This window comes from Psychrobacter celer (assembly GCF_016107555.1).
GTDB lineage: Bacteria > Pseudomonadota > Gammaproteobacteria > Pseudomonadales > Moraxellaceae > Psychrobacter > Psychrobacter celer.
The window spans coordinates 1-755 of record NZ_JABASU010000065.1; the positions used below are offsets into that span (position 1 = coordinate 1).

The window sequence follows — 755 nt, forward strand, 5'->3', positions numbered from 1 at the left end:
CCGTTCGCTATTTTTTTTGCCAGAAATTTATATCCAATGTTCAACACGCCCTAATGTTGTGCTTAAAGTAATCTAGGGCAAACAGCATCTTTTCATATAGAGCACCGATAACGTTGGTTCGCTTTTTACCTTGCCAGTTGTAGCTATCGATACAAGGCTTACCAATCGGTGCATAACCATGAGAGCGAATGGTCTGACTCTCAAAGCCGCGCGCGTATATATAAACGATAGGATAGCCTTGCTGCTTAAAGCTATAAAGCTTACTGTGGTATATCGCTCTTTTGATCGGACAGGCTTTTGGATGTTCTAAGGTCTTTTTTTTGACTGATACCAAGCCGTTTTAGGGCATGATGAATGCCTGTTTTACTACAGTTTAAACGACGGGCTCGCTCATACTGGTAATCATCAGGGTGTTCTTTGACATCATTAAGTAGCACGTCATCTGGTATTTTAGTGGGCTTGGTTTGCCTGGTTGTTTTGCTATGAACACGCCGCTTCCAGTTTTGTATGGTGGTTGGGCTCAGATTATAAAACTCAGCTGCCTCGGCAAAGGTCATACCCTCGTCTAAGCTTTTTAGTACTTGTTTGCGAAAATCTAGCGAGTAAGTCATGGTCTTTATAATAACAATTGAATTTGATACTTAGTTTATAACAGTTTTAAGTGGGATTGGCTATACAGGCGCAGCCAGTCATCTTGATAAGGCCATTGGTAAAAGCGTTGCAGGTAATAGCAGCAAACTGCACTTAGTGGTCGA

Annotated in this window: 1 protein-coding gene; it reads right to left on the reverse strand. The window is 41.7% G+C overall.

Annotated features, from left to right (window positions below):
• Nucleotides 1-260: 260 nt before the first annotated feature.
• On the reverse strand, nucleotides 261-611 hold the full coding sequence (locus JFC05_RS12690; RefSeq protein ID WP_198337147.1) for an IS630 transposase-related protein: 351 nt from the start codon (nucleotides 609-611) through the stop codon (nucleotides 261-263).
• Nucleotides 612-755: the final 144 nt, after the last annotated feature.